This is a genomic window from Chryseobacterium sp. GW823-FHT05E08, from assembly GCF_058795655.1.
Genome location: NZ_JBXAHY010000004.1, coordinates 438001 through 457373, shown reverse-complemented (window position 1 = coordinate 457373; position 19373 = coordinate 438001). Strand labels below are relative to the sequence as shown.

16 protein-coding genes are annotated in these 19373 nt (G+C 34.5%); 8 read left to right on the top strand and 8 right to left on the bottom strand.

Annotated features, from left to right (window positions below):
• Positions 1–12: 12 nt before the first annotated feature.
• The 7 genes from AC1Q7L_RS16160 to AC1Q7L_RS16130 form a co-directional block, all read right to left on the bottom strand.
• Positions 13–486, bottom strand: coding sequence for a hypothetical protein (locus tag AC1Q7L_RS16160; protein WP_492307744.1), 474 nt, complete (start codon positions 484–486; stop codon positions 13–15).
• Positions 487–567: 81 nt separating this feature from the next.
• Positions 568–1758 carry an ADP-forming succinate--CoA ligase subunit beta gene (gene sucC / locus AC1Q7L_RS16155; RefSeq protein WP_073295277.1) on the bottom strand — a complete coding sequence of 397 codons (1191 nt, stop codon included), beginning with the start codon at positions 1756–1758 and terminating at the stop codon, positions 568–570.
• A 131-nt stretch (positions 1759–1889) separates the two neighbouring features.
• Complete coding sequence (locus AC1Q7L_RS16150; protein WP_492307743.1) at positions 1890–3167, bottom strand: chloride channel protein; 1278 nt, start codon at positions 3165–3167, stop codon at positions 1890–1892.
• A gap of 65 nt (positions 3168–3232) precedes the next feature.
• A complete protein-coding gene (locus AC1Q7L_RS16145; RefSeq protein WP_492307742.1) occupies positions 3233–3922 on the bottom strand; it encodes a hypothetical protein in 690 nt (229 codons plus the stop codon).
• Positions 3923–3977: 55 nt separating this feature from the next.
• Entirely contained in the window at positions 3978–4364 is a 387-nt protein-coding gene (locus AC1Q7L_RS16140) for a DUF423 domain-containing protein (protein ID WP_492307741.1), read from the bottom strand.
• Between the two features lie 2 nt (positions 4365–4366).
• Complete coding sequence (locus AC1Q7L_RS16135; protein WP_492307740.1) at positions 4367–5437, bottom strand: hypothetical protein; 1071 nt, start codon at positions 5435–5437, stop codon at positions 4367–4369.
• Positions 5438–5603: 166 nt separating this feature from the next.
• Entirely contained in the window at positions 5604–6932 is a 1329-nt protein-coding gene (locus AC1Q7L_RS16130) for a hydroxymethylglutaryl-CoA reductase, degradative (RefSeq protein ID WP_492307739.1), read from the bottom strand.
• 336 nt (positions 6933–7268) lie between these two features.
• On the opposite strand from AC1Q7L_RS16130, the gene AC1Q7L_RS16125 reads away from it, so the two are divergent.
• The 8 genes from AC1Q7L_RS16125 to recA all read left to right on the top strand — a co-directional run bounded on the left by AC1Q7L_RS16125 (position 7269) and on the right by recA (position 16221).
• Positions 7269–8528: a putative DNA modification/repair radical SAM protein gene (locus AC1Q7L_RS16125; protein WP_066755147.1), complete on the top strand. Its 1260-nt coding sequence runs from the start codon at positions 7269–7271 to the stop codon at positions 8526–8528.
• A 115-nt stretch (positions 8529–8643) separates the two neighbouring features.
• Positions 8644–9402, top strand: a complete 759-nt coding sequence (locus AC1Q7L_RS16120; protein ID WP_492307738.1) for a TIGR03915 family putative DNA repair protein — start codon at positions 8644–8646, stop codon at positions 9400–9402.
• Between the two features lie 318 nt (positions 9403–9720).
• Complete coding sequence (gene pfkA, locus AC1Q7L_RS16115; RefSeq protein WP_410693022.1) at positions 9721–10707, top strand: 6-phosphofructokinase; 987 nt, start codon at positions 9721–9723, stop codon at positions 10705–10707.
• Positions 10708–10733: 26 nt separating this feature from the next.
• Positions 10734–11738, top strand: coding sequence for a type I glyceraldehyde-3-phosphate dehydrogenase (gap, locus tag AC1Q7L_RS16110; protein ID WP_072410691.1), 1005 nt, complete (start codon positions 10734–10736; stop codon positions 11736–11738).
• A gap of 93 nt (positions 11739–11831) precedes the next feature.
• Positions 11832–12302: a hypothetical protein gene (locus AC1Q7L_RS16105; RefSeq protein ID WP_492307737.1), complete on the top strand. Its 471-nt coding sequence runs from the start codon at positions 11832–11834 to the stop codon at positions 12300–12302.
• 318 nt (positions 12303–12620) lie between these two features.
• Positions 12621–13397: a helix-turn-helix domain-containing protein gene (locus AC1Q7L_RS16100; RefSeq protein WP_492307736.1), complete on the top strand. Its 777-nt coding sequence runs from the start codon at positions 12621–12623 to the stop codon at positions 13395–13397.
• A 140-nt stretch (positions 13398–13537) separates the two neighbouring features.
• On the top strand, positions 13538–14734 hold the full coding sequence (locus AC1Q7L_RS16095) for an oxygenase MpaB family protein (protein WP_492307735.1): 1197 nt from the start codon (positions 13538–13540) through the stop codon (positions 14732–14734).
• A 479-nt stretch (positions 14735–15213) separates the two neighbouring features.
• On the top strand, positions 15214–16221 hold the full coding sequence (gene recA / locus AC1Q7L_RS16090; RefSeq protein ID WP_410693026.1) for a recombinase RecA: 1008 nt from the start codon (positions 15214–15216) through the stop codon (positions 16219–16221).
• 65 nt (positions 16222–16286) lie between these two features.
• Here recA and AC1Q7L_RS16085 read toward each other — a convergent pair whose 3' ends face one another.
• Complete coding sequence (locus AC1Q7L_RS16085) at positions 16287–19181, bottom strand: S9 family peptidase (protein ID WP_492307734.1); 2895 nt, start codon at positions 19179–19181, stop codon at positions 16287–16289.
• Positions 19182–19373 lie beyond the last annotated feature (192 nt).

The following is a 19373-nucleotide window of genomic DNA, read 5'->3' as shown; positions in this document are numbered from 1 at the left end:
TTTAAAATTAGATTATTTCAATTTTAAGCTATCTTTCTTAGGCATTTTAGCACAGGAATCATTCTCTTTTATAACTTTTCCTATTTCGTAATTTTCATTTTTAGGAATAGAATCTTCTTCAACCACAACCATTCCTGTTGTTGCATAAGTAGTTTCTTTGGGTTTTGCACATCCTGTTAAAAATAGAATCAAAGAAAATACAGCCAATGTAATTCTACTGTTTTGAAAATTTGATGGAATATATTTTAAAAATTGGGTTTTTAATCGTTCAGATTTTTCAACTTCTTTAGCTAATTGATGACTGTAAAACCTCCCACAAACTTCTTCGTCTTTCTTTTCATCAATAATTTGCAGGATTTCTTGAGGCTGTTTTTGTGTAAAATCAATCACACATTTACTGCAAACAGAACAAAATCTCCCTTTTTCCTGAGGAGACATCATTTCCCAATTTTCGGAACAAGGATTCGGAATTTGTAGATTTTTCATCAATTATTATTATTTAATTTTTAAAAAGAAAAAACCGTTCCAAAAATGAAACGGTTTTAATTTTATATAAAAATTTTAGTCTTAAGCTAAAACTTCTTTTACTTTGTTTGCAGCTTCTTCTAAAGTAATTGCAGAATGTACAGGAAGACCTGACTCGTCAATTAATTTTTTAGCTTCAACAGCATTAGTTCCTTGTAATCTTACGATCAATGGAACCGGAAGGCTACCCATTGCTCTGTAAGCATCTACAACACCTTGAGCAACTCTGTCACATCTTACGATACCTCCGAAAATGTTGATCAAGATTGCTTTTACGTTTGGATCTCTCAAGATGATTCCGAAAGCAGTCTGTACTCTCTGAGCATCAGCAGTACCTCCAACGTCCAAGAAGTTAGCAGGGCTACCACCAGATAATTTGATGATATCCATCGTTGCCATTGCAAGACCAGCTCCATTTACCATACAAGCAACGTTACCGTCTAGTTTTACGAAGTTAAGACCAGCTTCACCAGCTTCAACATCCATTGGATCTTCTTCTCTTGTATCTCTCAATGCTTCAAGATCTTTGTGACGGAACAATGCGTTACCATCTAAAGTTACTTTAGCATCTACAGCGATAATTTTGTTATCTGAAGTTTTCAACACAGGGTTGATCTCGAAAAGAGAAGCATCAATTCCTGTATAAGCATTGTAAAGAGATGCAATGAATTTTGTGAATTCTTTGAATGCATTTCCTTCAAGACCTAAGTTGAAAGCAATTTTTCTAGCCTGGAAACCTTGAAGACCTAAAGCAGGATCAATGATTTCTTTGTGGATCAAATGAGGAGTTACTTCAGCAACGTGCTCAATGTCCATCCCACCTTCAGTAGAATATACGATTGTATTTTTACCTTCAGCTCTGTCTAAAAGAATAGAAACATAAAATTCTTTAGTTTCAGTTTCTCCCGGATAATAAACATCTTCTGCAACCAAAACAGAGTGTACTTTTTTACCTTCAGCAGAAGTTTGTGGAGTAACCAACTGCATTCCGATAATGTTTTGAGCGTTTTCTTTAAGTTTATCCATGTTTGGAGAGAACTTTACACCACCACCTTTACCACGACCACCTGCGTGAATTTGTGCTTTTACAACCCAAGCTTGCGCCCCAGTTTCAGCAGTCAATTTTTCAGCAGCTGCTACAGCTTCTTCTACATTGTTCGCTACGAAACCACGTTGGATAGCAACTCCGTACTTTGATAAAATCTCTTTTGATTGATACTCGTGAAGATTCATATTATTTTTATTATTTTATTTTAAATTTTAAAGGTTGACAAATTTACTAAAAAGACATGGAAGTTCAAGTTTATTGACTTAAAAATTAAAGCGTAATGAACTTGATTTTTAACATATCTACCAAATTTGCCTTATTCTTCAGTTAATTTTTCAGACTGTGATCCAATAAATGGAATTCTCGGAGCCAGAAAATATCCCGTTAAACTTGCAAAAAGTATCGGAACAAAGTATGTAAACCCCGTCAAAGTTCCTAAAATAATGGTTGTACTCATCGGAGTTCTCGTTACACAAGCATTAATTGCAGCCATACAACTTACAATTGCTAATGTTGTATCGACGGTAGGAAATAAATTATGGATAATCAACCCCAATGTTGTTCCCACAAAGAAAAGCGGAATGATGAAACCACCTCTCCAACCCGAAGTTACGGTGATTGCAATGGCTAATATTTTAAAAATTAAGATTAAAATTAAAAAGTTTAATGCAAAATTTCCGTTGATGATCTGATTGATCTCATTGTGCCCGAAATATCTCGTGATCGGAAAATAGAAAGCAATAATTCCCAAAATAACTCCGCCCACGAATGTTTTAATGTAAATTGGTAAATTTCTGTATTCAAAAACTTTCTTGAAAAATTTTACGACAAAAATAAAGATCCAGCCAAATAAAGTTCCTACAATTCCAAAAGCGGTTGCATAGGCAAAATCGTAAACTCCTGTGTAATGATAGGCCTTCAAATCCCAAGTCGCCCCGATCCCCAAATGGATGATCAAAGCAAACATCAGATAACTGAAACAGCTCGCCACCAAAGCTGGAATAATGGCTTTGTAATATTCAACGGCGTGTTTATGATGCAAAATTTCTAATGAAAAAAGACTTCCTCCAAGTGGAGCGCCAAACAGCGCCGTAAAACCGGATGCCATTCCTGCGATACTCAAAGAACGCAATTCCTCACCTTTCAATCTGAAAATTTTCCCAAGCCAAGTTCCTGTAGAACCTGTCACCTGAACCAAAGGTGCTTCAGGACCTAAACTCCCTCCCGATGCCACACAAAAAAGGGACGACAAAATCATGGAAGGATTATTTTTCGGTTCTAATTTTCCTTTGTTAAATCTGATATTATTAACAATCAAATGAATTTCTCCCGGATCACCGATAAAGTGAATCACCAAACCGGCCAATAATCCACAAATCGCCATCGTCGGAATCACCATCCAACCTTGAAATTCTGCTAAAAATTCGGTGAAATGTTCAAGAACGATCCAATATAATCCGGCAATAACTCCACCGACAAGACCTGTAAAAGCCCACATAAAAAAGGTTCGACTAAACACAAACGGATTAAATCTGATGGGTTGATCCAAGAGATCAAATGTTTTGATAATTCGCCTTCTTCTATTGATTTTCATTTTAATTTATTTTTAGACATTAAAAGAATCTCATCATTTGTTTTAATGCTTTAATCAGCTATTATTTATTCAAATCTTAACACAATTGGCTGTGCAAAGTTTTGCACAATTGGTTTTTGATTATACAGCAAAGGCTTTTCCAAGCCGCCAATCGCATAAAGGAATAATGCACTGATGATACCAAATTCTGTATCAGATGCTCCTTTATACTTCACGTTTTTGAATTTTCCATCGATATCAATTACAAAATTCAAATTACAACGATAGGTTCCTCCGTCAAGATCTTCTATTAAACGAACAGGAAAATCAGCTGTTAAGCGTTTTTTCAACTCTCCAAGCTGTTGGAAATTTTCAACTTGACTAATATCAATAGGAGCATTTTTCACTTCCTCAGCTGGCCTACTTCCTACTGCTGGAGGCACATTATTTTCGGTCTGAATCCCGCTTGCTGTTTTAAATGAAATATTGGGATCTATCTTTCCGATCATCGTCTCTTTGTCATAGACTTTTTGGTACAGATTTTTTAGACTGTTTAATTTTTCACTGTAAAAAAGTCGATACTTTTGACTATATAAAACCTCATCTTTTTTGTAATCATACCGTTTAACACTATCGGAAAAACGTTTTTGTATATTTTTTACTTCAGTTAAAATATTTCCATTCATTAATGGTTTCTTCTCCTGTGCATTCATTTTCTGAACACTTACAGAAGAGATCATAAACGAAATAAAAAATAATAAAAAGCGATGATTCATGGTTTTATTTTTCTGCAAACAATCTACACAAAATATCGCAGATTTACTTTTTTGATTAAATTCTATTCTTAGCAAAATAAACAATCAGCATTCCCCAGCTTATGATCATCAATAAACCTCCAAGCGGTGTGATTGGTCCTAAAAATTTCAAGTTTGCTCCTAAATAATCTTGCATACTCAAGAAATAAATACTGAACGAAAACAACATCGTTCCTGCAATCATCAAAATAGACACCCATTTTTCTGATGAAGTTTCAAACTTTAAAATGTATCCAACGATCAATAAAAAGAAAGCAGCATACATTTGATATCTTACTCCAGTTTCAAAACTTTCCAGTCTTTCCACAGATAATATTTTCTTTAAAGCGTGCGCGCCGAATGCACCTAAAATCACTGACAACATGCCGTAAACAGCACCAAAGACTAAAGTTATTGTTTTCATTTTTATAATTCTTCTAATTCTAGATTTAAATATTTTTTCGTTTTATGATCCTGCCAGGTTCCTATGATCTTATTGCCTTTCAGATCTGCTTCTATCAAACCTCTCAGCATCCATTGCCTGGCTTCTTCACTATAATAATCGCTTTCTACAAGTGCAATATGATTTCCTTGTATCTTCCCATTCCACTCGATTAGTTTTTTATTTTTATCATACCAATAAACGGCAGAAAAACTACCATCATCATAGATCTTTTTGATTAAAACTGTAATAGGATACTTTCCATCAATTTTTCCTTTATATAGTTTATTGCTAAGACTTGTTTTATCAATTTGCTCCAAGCCTGACAACAAATTTTTCGCGTAAGGGTTCCAATATTTATCCAGTTCTTTGTAAGGAAATTCAACAACGTGACTGTCCAGCTCATCCAATGCTCTCATTGCATGATTAGAACATCTTCCTGCAATAAATCTTATTTTATCCTTTCCGAAATAATATCCGATATCTTCTAAAGTAAATGCCGTAAAACATTCTTCATAAATGGCAATCTGATCCAAAACCTCTTCTGAAGGATTTTTCTCTGATTTTAATTGTGAAAGAAAATCATTAACCTCTTTCTTTACCTGTTTCTGAATTAAATTTTCAACTGTTTTTATTGAATTGGCTTGAAATAAATCTTTAGCATTAATAAAATTTCCCGTCCTCAAATCAAAATTCTTCCAGATTGAAAAACTTTCAGGATAAGCTCCGGAAGCTTCACCGTCTAATGCAATACTTAAAATATTTTTAGGTGTTTCTAATTTCTCCCAACTGTAAAAATAAACGTAATTGGAATATGAAGTTTTTCCCGCTGAAACCAGGTTAAAAGGATTTCCTTCTGCTCCCGGAATATATTCTAATTGATCAACCTGCAAGAAAGTATTGATTTTGTTTTCAACTCTAGGGTTTTCAGAATAAGAAACCAACGGAAAAACAGAATCTTCAGTCTTCGGTTTTAAATCAGTTATTTTCAAACTTTTCTGTTGTGAAAAACTTAAACCTGAAAGAAGCAAAAAGAATAAAATTTTACTTCTCATTACTTAGATTTTAAATAGAGCGTAATAAATCTGGCTACCAAAGTAGAAATCCCCAAAATAATAAACATAATAGCAAATTTCTTTGAACTTCTAAAACCCGGATTGTTTGTTTTCTTTAAAAATATTCCAAATATGATAAACAGGATTGGTAAAGCAATTTGCAGCATTATTTATTTCTTAATCTGTTAAATTCGTTGATAACTTCGTGGTGCGTAACTGTTTTATCTTTAAAATATGTCACAAAATGTTGCTTTTCTTCTTCCGTAGCTCCCATTTGGTTCAGAATGTTGAATAAATGCATTTTCATATGACCTTTTTGAATCCCCGTTGTCACCAAAGAACGTAATGCCCCAAAGTTTTGAGCCAAACCGGAAACCGCCAAAATACTCATTAATTCCTGAGCAGAAGGCTTTCCAAGTAAAGCTAAAGAGAATTTTACCAAAGGATGAAGATTCGTTAAACCTCCCACAACTCCCACAGAAATCGGAAGATCAATCCAAAATCTGAAAATTCCGTTGTCGGTTGTACAATGCGTTAACGATCTGTATTGTCCGTCTCTCGCTGCGTATGCGTGCGCACAAGCTTCTGTTGCTCTGAAATCATTTCCTGTCGCAATTACCACAGCGTCTACTCCATTCATTACGCCTTTATTGTGAGTTGTCGCGCGGAAAGGTTCAATTTCAGCAATCGTAACCGCTTGTTTGAATTTTCTAGCAAACTCTTCATTAGAAATTCCACTATCGTCTTTTAAATCTTCAATTTTACAAGAAACCTCAGCTCTTACGATACAATCAGGTGTAAAATTGGAAAGAATATTCATCACAATCTGTAATGTATTTTTTTCTTCCTGTGTGAAAGATTCGCTTGTGGCCACTTCCTGTTTTAGCGTTTTTCCAAACTGCTCAAGGCAAGAATTAATAAAATTCGCACCCATTGAATCTACCGTATCAAAACTTGCTTTAAGCTGGTAATAATTGGGCATTTCAGCAGTTTTGTCAATCAATTTTATATCTAAAATTCCACCACCACGATTTCTCATGTTTGCCGTAATGTCATTGGTCGCTTCAATCAGTTTTTTCTTTAAATTGAAGTTAAAAAAATTAAGCAGTTTATGAGATTCAACATTAAATATAAAGTGCGTGTGACCTAATTTTTCAGTATTGATGATCGTTGTTTTAAAACCACCTTTATCAATCCAGAATTTTGCTGCCTTTGAAGCCGCCGCGACCACAGAACTTTCTTCAACAGCCATCGGAAGAGCGAATAATTTTCCGTCGATCAAGAAATTGGGTGCAATTCCGTAAGGCATATAAAAATTGGAGATCGTGTTTTCAGAAAACTCATCGTGAAGTTTCTGAAGATCAGCATTTTCGTTCCAATATTGTTTTAATATATTTTGATATTCTTCGTTTCCTTCAAGATATTCTGTGACAAGCCAGTCGATTTTTCCTTGCTTTGTTAATTTGGAAAAACCTTCAACGGGTTTATGGTTCATATGGGTAGATTTTTATTTCTTATTATATGGATGAAAAATCGCGATTTTACGATTCAACGCATAAATTGATGACCGTAAATATACTAATTTTGTCTCTGTAATATGTTGATAACTTCCATGAAAAAAGATTGACATTTATCAATTTTGGAACTACATTTGAACAAAAAACCGAACTTTTAAACCACAAAAGTAACAAAAGCTTTTCCATCATAGAGAAATACATGATTGTAAAAAAGTAAACATAAGATTCTTAAAAATCTTTGATTTTTTCTTCTGTGAACTTTTATTTAAACTTAAAATCTTTTGTGGCTTTTGTGGTAAAAATAAAATAAAAAAATGAATTTTGACCGTCTGAAAGAAAAACTCGAAATCCTTGCCGATGCAGCGAAATATGATGTTTCATGCTCATCCAGCGGAGGGTCGAGAAAGAACAAGAAAGGCGCTTTAGGAGACAGTTCCGCAAGCGGAATTTGTCATACCTATACGGAAGACGGACGATGCGTCTCTCTTCTCAAAATTCTTTTAACCAATCACTGTATTTACGACTGTGCTTACTGTGTTTCCAGAAGTTCGAATGATATAAAAAGAGCTGGTTTTACAGTTGATGAAGTGGTTGATTTAACGATAAATTTTTACCGCAGAAATTATATTGAAGGATTATTTTTAAGTTCAGGTATTTTCAAAAATGCCGACACTACAATGGAACGTTTGGTTCGTGTTGCGAAAAAATTACGTCTTGAAGAAAATTTTAACGGATATATTCATTTAAAGTCGATTCCCGGTGCAAGTGACGAATTGATGCAGGAAGCTGCTTTGTATGCCGACAGATTATCTATTAATATTGAAATTCCAACAGAAAGCGGCTTGAAATTATTGGCTCCTGAAAAAAATCGACAGGATATGCTCAATCCGATGAAATATATTCAGAACGGGATTGCTCAATATAAAGATGAAAAGAAAATTTTCAGAAAAGTTCCGAAGTTTGCGCCTGCCGGACAATCTACTCAAATGATTGTTGGCGCAACCAATGAAAATGATTTACAAATCATTAAAGTTGCCGATCATTTTTATAAAAATTTTAATCTAAAAAGAGTTTATTATTCCGGTTATGTTCCTGTTTTGGAAGATAAAAGATTGCCTTCTTTAACCACAGCAGTTCCGATGCTTCGTGAAAACCGTTTGTATCAATCGGATTGGCTGATGCGTTTTTATGGTTTTAAAGCTGAAGAAATTTTAGATCCAAATATGCCGTTTCTTGATTTGGAAGTTGACCCGAAATTGAGTTGGGCATTAAGACATTTGCATCAATTTCCTATTAATCTACAAACTGCGGATTATCAAATGATTTTAAGAATTCCCGGGATTGGAGTAAAAACGGCTCAGAAAATTGTGAGTGCAAGACGTTTTCAGGTTTTGACAATAGAACATTTGAAAAAATTGGGAGCAGCTGTAAACCGTGCCAAATATTTTATCGATTTTACTGCAGGAAATATTCATTTGAGACATTTGACTGATATTAATCTCAGAAAACTATTAATTGGAGGAAGTACGTCTAAATTTCAGAATCAGTTTTCGCAGCAGTTGACTTTATTTTAAACTTTTTAAACACAAATTTCACGAATATTTTTCACGAATTTCACTAATAATTCTGTGACTTAAATACCAAATAAATTCACACTAAAACTCAAACCCTATAACTCTCCAACTCAAAATGACTACCCTACTCTACGACGGAAGTTTCGACGGACTTTTTACCGCGATATTTGAAGTTTTCGAATATCGTTATAAAGATGTGGAAATTATAAGTCGAGAAAGGTTTTATCAGGAAAATATTTTTGCAGAGATTCATGAGGTTATTACTCAAACTGAAAAAGCAGAAAGAGTTTTAAATAAATTAGAGCAAAATATCGGCAAATCCGGGATTCATGAATTGTTGAAAGTTTATTTATCCGAGGATTTGGAGTTGGAACAGCTTATTTTATCTGCTGTAAAACAATCAATACAGCATCCAGATAAAAATATTCTACAAAACTATGCAGATAATGAAATCTTGAAAATATCTAAAATCTGCAAATCCGTCAGTCGAGAAAGACATAGAATGACCGCATTTGTACGTTTTGAAAAAATGCAGGATGAAGTTTTTTTCGCTAAAATAGATCCTGATTTTAATGTACTTCCTTTAATTCGAAAGCATTTTAAAGACCGTTACCAAGATCAAAAATGGATGATTTACGACTTGAAAAGAAATTATGGAATTCTTTACGACTTGGAAAACTGCGATTTCTTTTATTCTGACGAAAAATTAGACTTAAATAAATATCAACAGAAGTTTCATGATGAAGAAACTCAATATCAAAAGCTTTGGCAACGATATTTTACGAAGACTAATATTGTGGAAAGGAAAAATTTGAAGTTGCATATTCAGCATGTTCCGAGGAGGTATTGGAAGTATTTGACGGAGAAGAATTGATTTTTTATTTTACTATATAGTCCAGTTTTTTTCTCCCACAGATTACACAAATTTGCACAGATGTTTGAAAATATTATTTTAATCAGCTAGCTTTTAGCTATTGCTCAATCGATTCACCTGTTATCCAATCCTTTTTTAGTGAAAATATTTCATCTTAATATGAGTTTGATTTAATGCTTCCGAATCTAAAACTGCGAGATATATTTTTAAACCAACAAATTTTAGACATTTTTAATAATTTATATTCAAAAGTCTTATGAAGTTACTACGATAATCTGAACTTGTTTTTGTAGATTTGTGTTCGAAATTTTTTACTAGATGAAAGAGAGTGCTGTAAAAAAAATTGCAGTTCTTACTTCTGGAGGTGATTCTCCGGGTATGAATGCAGCATTAAGAGCGGTGGTAAGGACCGCAAATTATTATAATATAGAATGTTACGGAGTAAGAGAGGGCTATAATGGTCTTATTCACGACGAATTCCTGAAAATGGGACCTCGTTCCGTAAAAAATATAATCAACCAAGGCGGAACTATTTTGAAGTCTGCCAGATCCAAGGAATTTAGAACCAAAGAAGGCCGTCAGAAAGCCTATGAAAACTGTGTAAAATACGGTGTTGATGCATTGGTTTGTATCGGTGGAGACGGAACTTTCACAGGAGCAAAGATCTTTAATGAAGAATTTGGGATCAGAGTAATTGGTGTGCCGGGAACTATCGACAATGATATTTTCGGGACTGATAACACGATTGGTTACGACACTGCCTTGAATACCGCAATGGAAGCAATTGATAAGATCCGTGATACGGCAACTTCCCACAACAGAGTTTTCTTTGTTGAGGTGATGGGTCGTGATGCCGGCTTTATTGCTTTGAATAGTGGATTAGCAACAGGTGCTTTGGATATTTTGATTCCTGAGAAAAAAGACAGTATGGATGAGCTTTTTGCAACATTCAGAAATGCTGAAAAAACAGGAAAGGCTTCAAGTATTGTTGTGGTAGCTGAGGGCGAAAAATTAGCCAACATCTACGAACTTGCAGAACAGACAAAGCAGGAATTCCCGGAATATGACATTCGTGTTGCTATTCTAGGACACATCCAGAGAGGAGGATCACCAAGCTGCGCAGACAGAGTGCTGGCGAGCAGATTGGGTTACGGAGCCGTCGTTGGATTAATGGAAGGAAAAACAAACGTAATGGCCGGAATGCGTTCCAACGATATGGTATATACACCGATCGAAGAAGCCATTAAGAAACATAACGAAATCAACAAAGATCTATTATTGATTTCAGAAATTTTAGCAATCTAATATTTTATAATTTAAAACAAACTATTATGTCAACAATTAAAGTAGGTATCAACGGGTTTGGTAGAATTGGACGTCTTGTTTTCAGAGCAATGACTGAAAGAAGCAACATCGAAGTTGTAGGAATCAATGACCTTATCGATGCTACATACATGGCTTACATGTTAAAATATGATTCTGTACACGGAATTTTCCCGGGAGAGGTATCTGTAGAAGGTAACGATCTTGTGGTAAACGGTAAAAGAATCAGAGTAACTGCTGAGAGAGACCCGAATAACCTAAAATGGAATGAAATTGGTGCTGATTATATTGTAGAATCTACAGGTTTATTCTTGTCTAAAGATTCTGCTCAGGCTCACATCAACGCTGGTGCAAAAAAAGTAATCCTTTCTGCTCCTTCTAAAGATGATACTCCAATGTTTGTAATGGGTGTAAACCACACTGAACTTACAGACGATATCAAAATCTTATCAAATGCATCTTGTACAACTAACTGTTTAGCTCCTTTGGCTAAAGTTATCCACGATAACTTCGGAATCGTAGAAGGTTTGATGACAACTGTACACGCTACAACTGCAACTCAAAAAACTGTTGACGGTCCTTCTGCGAAAGACTGGAGAGGTGGTAGAGCTGCTCTAAACAATATTATCCCTTCTTCTACAGGTGCTGCTAAAGCGGTAGGAAAAGTAATCCCTTCATTGAACGGAAAATTAACAGGTATGTCTTTCAGAGTACCAACTGTTGACGTTTCTGTAGTTGACCTTACTGTAAGATTAGAAAAAGCTACTTCTTACGAAGAGATCTGTGCTGCTATTAAAGCTGCTTCTGAAGGTGAATTGAAAGGTATTCTTGGATATACTGAAGATGCTGTAGTTTCTCAGGACTTCATCGGAGACAAGAGAACTTCAATCTTCGACAAAGACGCTGGTATCATGCTTTCTCCTAACTTTGTAAAACTTGTTTCTTGGTATGACAACGAAATGGGTTATTCAAACAAGTTAGTTGATATGCTTGTACACGCTGCTTCTTTATAATTAGAAATAATTAATTAGCAATATATAAAGCCTTCCGATTGGAAGGCTTTTTTTGTTTTCAGAATTTTGTATTTTTGAAATAAACATACACAAATGAGCTCAAAAACTTTTCAGGAAAAATCTCGTTTTCCGATATTTATTGTAATGCTACTTATCTTTCAGTTAATTGTAACGACCTTGATTCTTAGAAAAAATGGAGAATTTGATATGATTATAGTCTACATCACCGTTCCTCTTGTTTTACTTTTCACTTTTTCTATTTTAAAATTAAATCTCAATAAAAATTATTTTGAATACAGCTTATTCCCTTTCACCTTTACATCAAAAAAATTAGAATGGAGCGATATTAATGAAATCCAAATTGTAAAAGCCAATCCTCTTTTCGATTTTGGAGGTTGGGGAATTAGGCTTTCAAAAAAATATGGAAAATCCTTTATTATGGGAAGTAACGACATCGTATTTTTACAATTAAAAAACGGAAAGAAAAGATCCTTCTCCATAAAAAACAAAGAAGCGTTAGTTGAATTTTTCAATGAAAATAATATTTCCTACGAAATAAATTAGTTTTAAAACAAAAAAATACCTCCCAAAAAAATTTGAGAGGTTTTTAGTTTATCCTTTTCAACAGCTAACGAAAATTTTAAACTTTATCATTAGGATACTGTTCTCTGCAAACAGCATATTTCTAATTTTTTATTGTTTGATTAAATTTTTTCTAGACCAAGAGTAAGTTAAGAAATATTCAACTGTAAAGCTAAACAGTTTAAAGAAAGTTTTCATGGTTATTAACTACACAAAGTTTAGAATTTTATCTCGATAAAAAAATCCCCCTTTTGAGGTATTTTTAAGAAAATTTTAACTATTTTTAAGCAAAACTGAATCATGCAGAACTCGGAGAAAGAACACCCTTTAATTGAAATATGGAATAGCTATCCAGGCATCAGGAGAAACGATAATAAAACCCTGCAAAGACCTCCTATAGAAAGAATCATTGGTGAAATGTTCGCTATCGGAAAGTTCTATTATTATGTATTAAACCTTACCAACAGTACACTTTCTCATCATCATGAAAATATTTTACAGCTTCATGGCTTAAAAAAATATCCGGAAAATTTAAAAGAAGTGATAGACCTCACCCACCCTGACGACATTCCGTTTGTTATGAAAGCAGAGCAAATGGTTATTGAAAAAATGCTGGAAATTGGTCTGGATCATCAACTGTTCACGAAAGCGAGCTATTGTTTCAGGATGAAAACGGCCAATGGGAATTATGAATTATTTCATCATCAGGCAATTCCGACGTTAGAAGACGAGAACGGACATCTTATACAATCCATTAACATTCATACAAATATTCATCATATCACTACCCAAAATCCGTACACTGTTTTGGTTTCGGGAATAGGTCCGAGAAATGATTTTCATCAAATGAAAATTGAAAATCAGTTATTACCTCAGCATTCCTGCATGAATTTAACCAAAAGAGAAACCGAAGTAATTTCCCTCATTGCCAAAGGATATTCCGGAGCTGAAATATCCAAAATGTTGATCTTATCTGAACATACAGTACGAACACACCGAAGGAATATTTTAGCAAAAACAAACTCCAGAAATAGCAAAGAACTCGTAAAAAAAGCTTTTGAATGGGGACTTGTTTGATGTCAATTGTGAATAATCAATTGTGAATTAATCCTATCAAAAATTCACAAGGAAAGCGAATTCACCATTATATATTCACTTTTAAATCCTGATAAATCTCACCAGGGAATTTCGGCTTAAAACTTGTATTTTTATATTCAATGGAAAAAGCAATTTTACAACCTCGTTTCAAGGATTCTCAACATTTTAAAGACTTTTGGATAAAAGGCAACGGCAAACAACTTACTGATTTTACCGGAGCAGAAGTGAGTTTTAAAGATTTTGAAAAATTTGCTCCTTATTTTTATCACGTCGATGAAATCGGGGATGAAGTTGTAAAAGACGTTTATCTGACTAAAAAATTCAGTGAAGGTTCGAAAGAAATTGAAGGCTACATTCGAAATGGAGTTTCAGAAAACGACGACGTTCCCAAAAGTGTAAAAAAATTGTTTTCACAAACTCAACATGTTCCTGAGTGGCTTAATTATGACTTGCTGAAAAGTGGTGCTGAACTTTGTATGAGAAGCAATCTGGATTCTTTAATTTCTCTGAGAGATTACTGCTTAATTGGAGGTTACGATTATGCTTATCTCAACAAGCCATTAATTGCAACTGAAGCTTTAAAGAAAGGTGCTGTAAAACGACTTTCTGAAACATTGGATTTTTGGGTAAATGCAACCCGATACAACGCTTTGGAAATTCACGCAAAAGGTTACGAATTCGCCATCAAAACAAGATTAATTCATTCTTACGCAAGACTTTCCATTAAAAAACATTACAAAGAATGGGATACTGAAAATTGGGGTGAACCCATCAATTCATGGGATATGATGGCGACTTATATCGGTTTCAGTCTGGTTTTTCTTCACAGTCTTAAAAAATTAGGAAACACATTTTCCGTTGAAGAAGAAAAAGGACTTTTTCACCTTTGGAAATATGTCGGATATCTATTAGGCATCCCCGAAAATCTTTTACCGGACGATAAAAAACAGGCTACGGAATATTTTTATTTATGGACTTCCGTCCAGCCACCAGCCGATAAAGATTCTGCCTTATTAGCTCATTCTCTTTTAAATGAATCTTTGGAAAATCCTATTCTGAAATTTAAATTTCAACGAAAAAATTTACGCTATTTACACATTTGCTGTACATGGTTTTTATTGGATGATGATGTTTGCAGGAGATTGCACATTCCAGATGTTTCCAACAGAAAATTATTTCCGAATACTAAAATTATCATTAATAAAATTTATGACAATTTGGTCAATCGAAATACCAGAATTAAAAGAGGTAACAAAGCTCAATTGAAAGTATTGGAAGACTATTTGAGGGTTACGAAAAATTCTAATTTTCATTAATTTTTTTTAGGAGCTATTTCCCGCTTTTCGTTACAATCTTTTTTTTCAAAAAAGGATTTTCACTGCAATCGGGGCTAGGATTTCAGGGATTGTGGCTTCGAGAACCTCAGCCACCAAGGAAATTTTGTCGTTCTTCCTAAGTATAACTTCACTACTAAATAAACATAATATTTGTCATTCAAAGGAATCTAAACAAAGATTTTTCCGATTCTATATCTACAAAATAAACTTAAATTCCTACAGAATGACAAGCTTTGTGGTTAATTTAATAACATGAAAGAGAATTTAAGCAATAAAAATATTTTCAACTTTCACCACTGAATAAACAACACGATTTTAATGCTACATTCAATTCGTTCTGAACCATATAACCTATTAAATTTTATCATTTTTTAACTATAAAATCAATTCTCAGTAACAAATAATATTAGTTTTTGACGGTAAAATTCACTATTTTTGAGCAATTATTTTAACAACAGATGAGCAACATAGACGATAAGAAAAAAGCACTTGCATTAGTGCTTGACAAGCTAGATAAAACATACGGAAAAGGGACTGTAATGACGTTGGGAGATAGTGCAATCGACACTACTATCGAAGTTATTCCTTCAGGATCTTTAGGATTAGACATCGCTTTAGGCGTTGGCGGATATCCAAGAGGAAGAATCATTGAGATCTACGGACCTGAATCTTCAGGTAAAACAACTTTAACGCTTCACGCGATCGCAGAAGCTCAGAAAGCAGGTGGAATTGCTGCATTTATTGATGCAGAGCACGCTTTCGACAGAGGTTATGCAGGAAAATTAGGAATTGATCTTGAAAACTTAATCATTTCTCAACCGGACAACGGTGAGCAAGCTTTGGAAATTGCCGACAACTTGATCCGTTCAGGAGCAATTGACATTGTAGTAATTGACTCAGTTGCTGCATTGACTCCAAAAGCGGAGATTGAAGGTGAAATGGGAGATTCTAAAATGGGTCTTCATGCAAGATTGATGTCTCAGGCTTTGAGAAAATTGACTGCAACTATTTCTAGAACAAAATGTACGGTAATTTTCATCAACCAGTTGAGAGAAAAAATCGGTGTAATGTTCGGAAACCCTGAAACGACAACGGGTGGTAATGCATTGAAATTCTATGCTTCTGTAAGAGTAGACATCAGAAAAGCAAGTGCGCCTATTAAAAATGGTGATGAAGCTGTAGGAAGCCGTGTAAAAGTGAAAATTGTGAAAAACAAAGTAGCTCCACCTTTCAAAATGGCAGAATTCGACATCATGTATGGTGAAGGTGTTTCTAAAACAGGAGAAATCCTTGATGCTGCAGTAGATATGGGAATTGTGAAGAAAAGCGGTTCTTGGTTCAGCTACGGCGAAACTAAACTGGGACAAGGTCGTGATGCGGTAAGAGATCTATTGAAAGACAATCCTGAACTTTCTGAGGAATTAGAAAATAAGATTAAAGAAGAAATTGCTATTAAAAAGCAGTAATTTCTAAAGATATATTTAACAAAATCGGCGGCACCCAAGGTGCCGCCGATTCTTATTTATGAATATTAAGGTTTCTCGTCTGTTAGCTCAAATCCCCAATCTTTTCCTTTTTGTGTGGCAGGAACACCTTTGGTCATCCAAGCCGGAGCCTTGGCACCTTTAAGATAATAATCGAAAAACTGCTGTTCACGGATTTGGATATCTTTTCTGTTCTGACGTTTTATAAGATTATGATCGTCGCCATTATAATTCAGAAGCCAAACCTGTTTCCCCAGACGGCGTAATGCGGTAAACATTTCAATTCCCTGATACCAAGGCACTGCCCCATCTTTATCATTACTCATAATGACTACCGGAGTTTTCACTTTATCAATCGTAAAAAGCGGTGAATTTTTAATATAAAGATCCGGTGCTTCCCATAGATTTTTCCCTAATCTACTCTGTGATTTTTCATACTGAAACTGACGGTTCATTCCAGAACTCCATCGGATGCCTCCGTATGCAGAAGTCATATTTACAACAGGAGCGCCACTCCATGCGGCTGCATACATATTGGTATGAGCAATAAGATAAGCCACCTGATAACCTCCCCAGCTTTGTCCCTGAATTCCTATTTTAGTTCCATTCACCCAAGAATTTTGCTTTAGTTTTTCAACTCCCGAATTGATATATTCCATCGCAGATTCTCCGGGAAAACCATCGATATATGAAATATCAGGAGTAAAAACCAAATATCCGTTGCTCACAAAATAAGAAATATTTAATCTTGAAGGTGTTGGAGCCGGAGCTATATAACGATTCAGATTATCAGAAAGTTTTTCATAGAAATAGACAATCATGGGATATTTTTTATTCGGATCAAAATTTTCCGGTTTGTATAAAACTCCTGTAGATGAATTTCCTTTTGGGGTTGTCCAGTTTACCAATTCGTCGGTTCCCCAATTATAAAACTTTTGTTGAGGATTTGTATCACTCAGCTTGTCCTGCTTCGAGAAATCTGATGTTGCAAAAATATTTGGAGAATCGGTATATGATTCTTTCATTAAAATATATTCTTCCGCATTTTTTGCTTTTTGAAGGCTACGGTATCCCCAAACGTTTTCCATTTGAATCTTTATAGGATCAGTATTCGAATGAATAGATGTTTTAAAAATTCCGTTCGCTTTGGATGTATTATCAAAAGCCGATAAATAAATAGAAGATTTTCGGTTTAAACTTTTAATATCTTTATCTAAATCGTAAGTATCAAATGTTATTTTATTTTTACGTCCAAATCCATTTGTGATATTTCTTGGCTTTTTTGAACCGTTCAGGAAAAACTCCCAAAGATCGTAACGGTCTTTAATAATCACAGATTCATCATTATCCGTCCAGGATGCGATCCCATAAGGGTCTGGAAAATCTGGCATATCAAACTCTTCATCTACGAAAGAAACTGATAATTCGCCATTCAAAGGAAGCGTTTGCTTTGTCTTCACATTATAGCTGAACCACTTTCCCTTTTCTCTGTCAAAAATCACAACGAATTTACCTAGCGGCGATACAGCGACCGAGCCATTAAGATTGTGAATGATTTCTGTTCTTTCCCCAGTTTTATTATCGATAAGGAAATATGTTTTCTTTGTTGAACCCTCCCATTGCGAAGAAACACGGTTATTTAAACTGGTAATACCCAGCGCAAATTCAGCATTTCCTTCATTTACCAATCTTAAAGTATCCAAATCTTCTCCATCAATATTTCTGAATAAATTGGGTTTTTCCGTTTGCATTACTGCTGCATAAGATTTTTTCAGATCATCTTTTAATTCCTTGAGCTGTACCGTTTGCAGATAATCATCTTTATAATTCCAAATATCCACAACAGCATGATCGTTTGCAATCATCGCGGTATCTTTTGCAATAGGTTTTGGAGCAACACCAAAATAGAGCTGCTTCCCATTTTTGCTGAATTTCGGTAACCGATTTTCAGAAATTACCCAATTCTTTTTCATTTCCGAATTATCGTTGGCTACAATTTCTTTTTTATTGTTTTTTAAATTAAAATAATACAACTGATACAGTTTCACCAAATCATTCTGTGCAGAAGAAGTACCTACAAATGCCAGCTGATTTCCTTCTTCATCAAAAGATAACTGCGAAAAATCGCCTTCCATCTCAGAAATTTTATTTACCGCTCCTGTTTGTAAATTAACTACCTGTACGGTTTGAAATGCATATTTCTTTGGCTTTGATTTGTCCGTAACTTTTTTATCCACAGATTTATCATCTGCCGAATCTTTCTTTTCCTTTTTATCTTTGGTTTTCTTTTCCGGTTTCTTGGTTACAAAAACGAGTTGTTTCCCATTCTCACTGAATTCATAGCGAAAAACATTATCATAGATTGTGCTGTTCCCATCCAAAAGATTTCGAACGACTAACTGTAATGGCTTTGAATTTTTATCATCTTCTTTCTTTTCATCTCCATCTTCTTTATCAGAAGCATCATCCGAAGATTTATCTTTTATATTTTCCAAAAGATAGGCGACATAAGAACCTCCTTTTTCCGGGATTTTAAACCCTTTTACATTAGGAATTTTCTCCGTTTTACCACTTGAAAAATCAATGATGGCAAGGCTGTCTTTGGTTAGCTTATTCTGTTTTAATTTTTTGTCCTTTACCGCTTTTATATCTTTATACAAAGGGCGGATTTGAAAAACACCAAACCTTGAATCATTTGTAAATTCTACTTTCGTTCCTCTAGGAAACTGCTTCGAAGTTTTATTTTTAACCGAATATAAAAAAAGGTTGGGATTTCCTTCCTGAGCATCCACAGAATAGGCAATCCATTTTCCATCATTTGAGATTTTTCTCGCACCAATATTTTGCCAGCTGTCGTAAACAGAATGGTCTAAAGGCTTTTTCTGTCCATACATAAAACTGGTCATGATGAGCAGAATAAAAACTGTACATTTCAACTTCATTTTAAAAAAATTTAAGGATTAAAAGTAAGACATTTCATTGACAAATTCATGTTACACAGTTGTAATTTTGCTAGAAGAGGAAGGCTGGAAAAAGGAAGTCAAAAATGCCATAGCTACTTTAATCCGGCTAAAAATTAAGCCTTATAATTTATTAGATCGATTGAGGCTTTCTCCGAAATGAAAGGACAATAC

Excerpts from the sequence above, each read along its gene's own strand:
- AC1Q7L_RS16160 (WP_492307744.1), bottom strand. The coding sequence starts at position 486 with ATGAAAAATCTACAAATTCCGAATCCTTGTTCCGAAAATTGGGAAATG.
- sucC (WP_073295277.1), bottom strand. The coding sequence starts at position 1,758 with ATGAATCTTCACGAGTATCAATCAAAAGAGATTTTATCAAAGTACGGA.
- AC1Q7L_RS16150 (WP_492307743.1), bottom strand. The coding sequence starts at position 3,167 with ATGAAAATCAATAGAAGAAGGCGAATTATCAAAACATTTGATCTCTTG.
- AC1Q7L_RS16145 (WP_492307742.1), bottom strand. The coding sequence starts at position 3,922 with ATGAATCATCGCTTTTTATTATTTTTTATTTCGTTTATGATCTCTTCT.
- AC1Q7L_RS16140 (WP_492307741.1), bottom strand. The coding sequence starts at position 4,364 with ATGAAAACAATAACTTTAGTCTTTGGTGCTGTTTACGGCATGTTGTCA.
- AC1Q7L_RS16135 (WP_492307740.1), bottom strand. The coding sequence starts at position 5,437 with ATGAGAAGTAAAATTTTATTCTTTTTGCTTCTTTCAGGTTTAAGTTTT.
- AC1Q7L_RS16130 (WP_492307739.1), bottom strand. The coding sequence starts at position 6,932 with ATGAACCATAAACCCGTTGAAGGTTTTTCCAAATTAACAAAGCAAGGA.
- AC1Q7L_RS16125 (WP_066755147.1), top strand. The coding sequence starts at position 7,269 with ATGAATTTTGACCGTCTGAAAGAAAAACTCGAAATCCTTGCCGATGCA.
- AC1Q7L_RS16120 (WP_492307738.1), top strand. The coding sequence starts at position 8,644 with ATGACTACCCTACTCTACGACGGAAGTTTCGACGGACTTTTTACCGCG.
- pfkA (WP_410693022.1), top strand. The coding sequence starts at position 9,721 with ATGAAAGAGAGTGCTGTAAAAAAAATTGCAGTTCTTACTTCTGGAGGT.
- gap (WP_072410691.1), top strand. The coding sequence starts at position 10,734 with ATGTCAACAATTAAAGTAGGTATCAACGGGTTTGGTAGAATTGGACGT.
- AC1Q7L_RS16105 (WP_492307737.1), top strand. The coding sequence starts at position 11,832 with ATGAGCTCAAAAACTTTTCAGGAAAAATCTCGTTTTCCGATATTTATT.
- AC1Q7L_RS16100 (WP_492307736.1), top strand. The coding sequence starts at position 12,621 with ATGCAGAACTCGGAGAAAGAACACCCTTTAATTGAAATATGGAATAGC.
- AC1Q7L_RS16095 (WP_492307735.1), top strand. The coding sequence starts at position 13,538 with ATGGAAAAAGCAATTTTACAACCTCGTTTCAAGGATTCTCAACATTTT.
- recA (WP_410693026.1), top strand. The coding sequence starts at position 15,214 with ATGAGCAACATAGACGATAAGAAAAAAGCACTTGCATTAGTGCTTGAC.
- AC1Q7L_RS16085 (WP_492307734.1), bottom strand. The coding sequence starts at position 19,181 with ATGAAGTTGAAATGTACAGTTTTTATTCTGCTCATCATGACCAGTTTT.